Origin of the sequence: Lentzea sp. NPDC060358 (assembly GCF_042725365.1) — a bacterium.
In the GTDB taxonomy this organism is placed as follows: Bacteria; Actinomycetota; Actinomycetes; order Mycobacteriales; family Pseudonocardiaceae; genus Lentzea.
In genome coordinates, this window is the sequence record NZ_JBHXCW010000362.1 from 1 (window position 1) to 5,741 (window position 5,741).

The 5,741-nt window shown below is 70.9% G+C and carries 6 protein-coding genes; 4 read left to right on the top strand and 2 right to left on the bottom strand.

Annotated features, from left to right (window positions below):
• A partial coding sequence (dapF, locus tag ACFWGZ_RS38985; protein WP_382456619.1) for a diaminopimelate epimerase occupies positions 1 to 570 on the top strand: 570 nt, incomplete at its 5' end.
• Positions 571 to 597: 27 nt separating this feature from the next.
• On the opposite strand, the gene ACFWGZ_RS38990 is transcribed toward dapF, so the two are convergent.
• Entirely contained in the window at positions 598 to 1,479 is an 882-nt protein-coding gene (locus tag ACFWGZ_RS38990; protein ID WP_382456620.1) for an SMP-30/gluconolactonase/LRE family protein, read from the bottom strand.
• On the bottom strand, positions 1,472 to 2,713 hold the full coding sequence (locus ACFWGZ_RS38995) for an MFS transporter (RefSeq protein ID WP_382456621.1): 1,242 nt from the start codon (positions 2,711 to 2,713) through the stop codon (positions 1,472 to 1,474). Before ACFWGZ_RS38995 ends, ACFWGZ_RS38990 begins: the two co-directional genes overlap by 8 nt.
• Positions 2,714 to 2,767: 54 nt before the next feature.
• Here ACFWGZ_RS38995 and ACFWGZ_RS39000 point away from each other — a divergent pair, with 54 nt between their 5' ends.
• Genes ACFWGZ_RS39000 through ACFWGZ_RS39010 form a run of 3 tightly spaced genes read left to right on the top strand, consistent with a single transcriptional unit; the run spans position 2,768 to position 5,713 of the window.
• Positions 2,768 to 3,268, top strand: a complete 501-nt coding sequence (locus ACFWGZ_RS39000; protein WP_382456622.1) for an ArsR/SmtB family transcription factor — start codon at positions 2,768 to 2,770, stop codon at positions 3,266 to 3,268.
• A 25-nt stretch (positions 3,269 to 3,293) separates the two neighbouring features.
• Positions 3,294 to 4,757: a GTPase HflX gene (gene hflX, locus ACFWGZ_RS39005; protein WP_382456623.1), complete on the top strand. Its 1,464-nt coding sequence runs from the start codon at positions 3,294 to 3,296 to the stop codon at positions 4,755 to 4,757.
• A gap of 38 nt (positions 4,758 to 4,795) precedes the next feature.
• Positions 4,796 to 5,713, top strand: coding sequence for a hypothetical protein (locus ACFWGZ_RS39010; RefSeq protein WP_382456624.1), 918 nt, complete (start codon positions 4,796 to 4,798; stop codon positions 5,711 to 5,713).
• Positions 5,714 to 5,741: the final 28 nt, after the last annotated feature.

The following is a 5,741-nucleotide window of genomic DNA, read 5'->3' on the forward strand; positions in this document are numbered from 1 at the left end:
GTCTTCGCCCGCTACCTGGTCGACGCAGGCCACCAGCCGCAGGGCGAGTTCGTCGTCGGCACGCGCGCCGGCGACCGGACCGTGGTGACGCACCCGGACGGCTCCGTCACCAACGACATGGGCCCCGCGTGGGTCACCGGCACGTCCATCGCCGCGGTCGACGGGGTGGGCATCGGCGGCTTCGCGGTCGACGTCGGCAACCCGCACCTGGCGTGCGTCACCGAGGAACCCGTCGAGAACCTCGACCTGACCGCCCCTCCCGGCTTCGACCCGGTGATGTTCCCGCACGGCGTGAACGTCGAGTTCGTCAACGTCATCGGTCAGGACGCGCTGCGCATGCGCGTCCACGAGCGCGGCGTCGGCGAGACCCGGTCGTGCGGCACCGGCACCGTCGCGGCCGTCGCCTCCTGGCTCGCGGGCCAGGGCAGGACGACCGGCTCGGCGACCGTCGACGTCCTCGGCGGCCAGGTCCGCGTGACCATCGAGGCGACGACGTCGACGCTCACCGGACCTGCCGTGCTCGTCGCGCGCGGCGAGCTCGACAAGTCCTGGTGGGACGCCCTGGCCTGATCTGCCGCCCGGCTGATATATCGGATATCAGCCGAGGTCGTAGACCTCGATCCGGCCGAGCCGGTCCGGCTTCACGACGGACGGGTTCGAGTCCGGAGCCGTCAGGCACACGAGCTTGTCGCCGACGACGGCGACGGCGAAGCACGTCTGCGTCGTCTCGACCCGGTGGGTCACCTCGCCGCCCTCGGCGATCCGGAAGACCGCGGGCTGCAACGCCGGCGCCACCCACACGCCGTCCCCGTCGCCCGCGATCCCGTCGGGCGCGATGCCGAGCTCCTTCACGTCGGCCCACACCCGGCGGTCGTGCAACGACCCGTCGCGGCCGACGGAGAACGCCGTCAGCCGGAACGCGACGGTCTCGGCGACGACGAAGACGCTGCCGCTCTCGGACCGGCCGGACGGGTCGGGCAGCAGCGCCATGCCGTTCGGGAACTTGAGGTCCTCGGCGACGACGCCGACGGTGCCGTCGGGCTGCACGAGCGCGAGCTGCGCGCCAAGCGGGTCGAAGGTCGGTTCGAGCAGGTGCGGGATGCCGACCTCGTCGATGAGGCCGTGCAGGTCGAAGCCGAAGTTGCCGACGTACGCGCGCCCTTCGCCGTCGACGAGCATGTCGTTGGCGTGGAACGTCGCGATATCCGATATATCGGCGTGGACGACGAGGTCGTCGCCGACGAGCTTGCGGACCGTGCGGTCGAGCATCGACACGACCAGCAGAGTTCCGTCCGGCAGCCAGCCCAGGCCCGACGGCTGGCCGGTGAAGGCGACGACGACCTCGTCGTCACCCGTCGCGAGATCGAGGGCGTGCACCTCGCCCGCGTAGAAGTCCGAGTAGTAGAGGCGGCCGTCGGGACCGCGCCGCGGCCCCTCGCCGAAGTGAAGACCGTCCCGCAGCACCGAGGTGTCAGCCATGGGCGTCGACGCTAGACGTCGTCGGCAGGTCCCGCATAGATCGCAGCGGCGAGAGCAGCACCCACACCACCCCGGACACCGAGCCGGCGAGCGACACCCACAGCGTCGGCACGATCCCGAGCCACGACCCGAGCACGCCGCCGAGCAGCGCGCCCAGCGGCGTCGTGCCCCACACCACCCAGCGGATCGAGGCGTTCATCCGGCCCAGCAGGTGGTCGGGGCAGATCGCCTGCCGGTAGCTCACCTGGCCGACGTTGTAGACGACGACGCCGAACGACGTCACCGCCAGGCACGCCATCGGCAGCACGAGGCCCCAGCCGTCGGAGACGAACGGCAGCGCCAGGGTGAACGGCCAGGTCAGCACCGGGACGAGCCAGATCATCCTGGCCTGGCCGACGGCCAGGCCGATGCGGTGGGCGAACGCCGCGCCGAGCACACCGCCGACGCCGCCGGCGCTGAGCACCAGCCCGGCCGTGCCCTCGCTCAGGCCCGCGGTCTGCAGCAGGAAGAGGACCATCACCGCGTTCTGGATGCCGTGGAAGAAGTTCGACGTGCCGGTGCAGGCCACGATCATCCGCAGGGTGGTGTTGCCGAAGACGAACCGCAGCCCCTCCATGATCTCACGGCGCAGGTGCGGGTCGGGGTGGCGTTCCGGCGCCGGCTCCGCCGTCTTGATCCTGACCAGGAACAACGCCGAGCTGAGGTAGCCGAGGCCGGTCGCGAGGACGCTGTTGGCCGCCCCCAGGAACTGGGCCGCGTAGCCGCCGATCGCGGGTCCGGACACCTCCGCGACCGACAGGCTCGCCTGCAGCTTCGAGTTGCCCTCGACGAGCTGGCCGCGCCCGACCAGCGACGGCAGGTACGACTGGTAGGCGACGTCGAAGAACACCGTGCACACGCCCACCGCGAGGCTCACGACGATCAGCTGCGGCAGGTCGAGCAGGCCCAGCCACCCCGCGACGGGCACGCTCAGCATCAGCGCCGCGCGGGCGACGTCCATCGCGACCATCAACGGCTTGCGCCGCATCCGGTCGACCCACACGCCCGCGGGCAGGCCGATGACGAGGAACGCCATCGTGCTCGCCGCGGCCAGCAGTCCCATCTCGAACGGTGTCGCGTTCAGCGCGCCCGCCGCGAGCAGCGGGATCACGGTCATGCCGACCGTCGCGCCGAACTGGCTGATGGTGTCGCCCATCCACAACCGGCGGAAGTCCGGGTGCCCCCAAAGCGTCATGGCGGGCAGTCTGCGCCGAGTGATTGGAAACTGTCAATCACTTACACTGGCGCCGTGCCCCTCTCCCGCAAGCGCCGGCCCGCGACCAGCGACGAAGCCGCGGCTCTCAGCTCCGACCTGCGGCTGAGGATGATCCGCCTGACGTTCGACCGCCCGCTCACCAACAAGGAGCTGGCGCAACGGCTCGGCAAGGACCCGGCCACGACGCTGCACCACGTGCGCAAGCTCGTCGCCGCCGGATTCCTCGAGGCCATGCCGCCGCGCACGGGCAACCGGGGCGCGAAGGAGATCCCCTACCGGTCGACGGGGCTGTCGTGGCAGCTCGACAACAGCGGAAATGCGGTCGCAGTCGGTGAGGCGATGTTGCACGCTTTCCTCGGCGAGGTTGCCGACATCGGGCTCGACGAGGTGGAGCAGAGCCGTCTGGTCGTCACGGTCGACCCCGAGGAACTAAAGCGGCGTCTTGCGTCGTTGATGGATGAGCTGGCCGCGAAACCGGTCGAGCCGGATGTTCCCCGTGTGGCGATCTACCTCGCGGTGTATCCGGGGGACTGAAGGTCCGTGGGACGATGAAGGGCAAATGACGGAAAACATCCAGAGCACAGAGTTCGACCCGGAGTTCGACGCCACCTGGGACGAGGAGGACGACTTCTCGACCGGTGACTACGAACTGGCCGAACGCGCCGCGTTGCGCCGCGTCGCCGGGCTGTCCACCGAGCTCGAGGACATCACCGAGGTCGAGTACCGCCAGCTTCGCCTGGAGCGGGTCGTGCTCGTCGGGGTGTGGACCGAGGGCACGGCAGCCGACTCCGACGCCTCGATGGCGGAGCTCGCGCGCCTCGCCGAGACCGCGGGGTCCGAGGTCCTCGAAGGCGTCGTGCAGCGGCGGGACAAGCCGGACGCCGCGACCTACATCGGCTCGGGCAAGGTCTCCGAGCTGCGCGACGTCGTCCAGTCGACCGGCGCCGACACGGTGATCTGCGACGGCGAGCTCTCGCCCGGCCAGCTGCGCCAGCTCGAGGAGAAGCTCAAGGTCAAGGTCATCGACCGCACCGCGCTGATCCTGGACATCTTCGCGCAGCACGCGCGGTCCAAGGAGGGCAAGGCGCAGGTCGAGCTGGCCCAGCTGCAGTACCTGATGCCGCGCCTGCGCGGCTGGGGCGAGACGCTGTCGAGGCAGGCCGGTGGCCGTGCCGGCGGCGGCAACGGCGGTGTGGGTCTGCGCGGTCCCGGTGAGACGAAGATCGAGACCGACCGGCGCCGGATCCGCGCGCGCATCGCCAAGCTGCGCCGCGAGATCGCCGCGATCGGTGTCATCCGCGAGACGAAGCGGGGCCGCCGCACGGCGAACGAGATCCCGAGCATCGCCATCGCGGGCTACACCAACGCGGGCAAGTCGTCGCTGCTCAACGCCCTGACGGGCGCCGGAGTGCTGGTGGAGGACGCGCTGTTCGCGACCCTCGACCCGACGACGCGCCGCGCGCTGACACCGGAAGGCCTGCCGTACACGCTGACGGACACCGTCGGCTTCGTCCGGCACCTGCCGCACCAGCTGGTCGAGGCGTTCCGCTCCACCCTCGAGGAGGTCGGCCAGTCCGACCTGCTCGTGCACGTCGTCGACGGCTCCGACGCCATGCCGGAGATGCAGGTCAAGGCCGTGCGCGAGGTCCTCGCCGAGATCAACGACAAGACCGAGACGCCGATGCCGCGCGAGCTGCTCGTCGTCAACAAGATCGACGCGGTCGGCGACCTGGGCATGGCCCGGCTGCGGCACCTGTTCCCGGACGCGTCGTTCGTGTCGGCGCACTCCGGCGTCGGCATCGAGGAGCTGCGGGTCCGCATCGCCGAGCTGATGCCACGACCGGAAGTCGTGGTCGAGGCGCTCGTGCCGTACGCGCGTGGCGAGGTCGTCGCCCGCGTGCACCGCGACGGCGAGGTGCTGTCCGAGAAGCACACGGAGGTGGGCACGCTGCTCAGCGCCCGCGTGCGCCCGGACCTCGCCGGCGTGCTCGAGGAGTTCGCGACGAACGGGACACCTGCTTGATCCTCCCGCCCCCACCGGTGGACGTGTGCCCGGTAGAGATGCAGGAACTCTCCGGGCTCGCGTCCAACGGCACCGAGCTCTTCGCCGTCAGCGACAGCGACAACGGCACGTTGCGCATCGTGGTCATGGGCCGCGACTGCACCGTGAAGCGCACGATCACCGCGCCCGTCGACCCGTACGACGTCGAGGACCTGGCGATCACACCGGACGGCACCCTCTGGGCGTCCGACACCGGCGACAACAACAAGAGCCGCCCCACGGTCGCCCTGCACAAGGTCACGCCCTCGGGCGCCGTGGAGCGGTTCCGCCTGACCTACCCGGACGGCAAGCACGACGCCGAGGCGCTGGTCATCGACAAGTCCGGCACGCCGTTCATCATCACCAAGGAACCCTTGGGCTCCGCGCTGATATATCGGCCGACGGGTCCTCTCCGAACTGATATATCGGTGCCGATGGAGCAGGTCGGCCGCGTGACGCTGTCGTCGACGGACACCCCCGGCGGCCCCCTGGAGGGCAGTCTCGACACCCGTCTCGTGACGGGCGCCGCCTCCACGGCCGACGGCACCGTCATCGCCCTGCGCACCTACACCGACGCGTACCTCTACTCGGTCCCCGACGGCGACGTCGTCAAGGCGCTGGAGGGCGACCCGGTCCGGATCCCGTTGCCGGACGAGCCGCAGGGCGAGGCGATCGCGTTCGAGCCGAACGGCACGCTGCTCTCCGCCTCGGAGGGCGCGGGCACACCGCTGCGTGCCGTCGAGGGCGCCGCGGCGCTGGCCCAGCCCTCGGTGCCGAAGACGACGACGACCCCGCCGCCAGCCGCGACCTCGGACGAACCGCAGGCCGCGCCGACGTCGAGCGGGGCGTGGCAGAACTGGCCGCTCGCGCTGTCGCTGGGCGGGTTCTTCCTGGCCGCAGCCCTCGTCGTCGGCCTGCGCTTACGCCGCCGCGCCTGAGACCCGCGGACGCGACGACGCCCGGCAC

Coding starts and splice junctions, on each gene's coding strand:
- hflX (WP_382456623.1), top strand. CDS start 3,294: ATGACGGAAAACATCCAGAGCACAGAGTTCGACCCGGAGTTCGACGCC.
- ACFWGZ_RS39010 (WP_382456624.1), top strand. CDS start 4,796: ATGCAGGAACTCTCCGGGCTCGCGTCCAACGGCACCGAGCTCTTCGCC.
- ACFWGZ_RS38990 (WP_382456620.1), bottom strand. CDS start 1,479: ATGGCTGACACCTCGGTGCTGCGGGACGGTCTTCACTTCGGCGAGGGG.
- ACFWGZ_RS38995 (WP_382456621.1), bottom strand. CDS start 2,713: ATGACGCTTTGGGGGCACCCGGACTTCCGCCGGTTGTGGATGGGCGAC.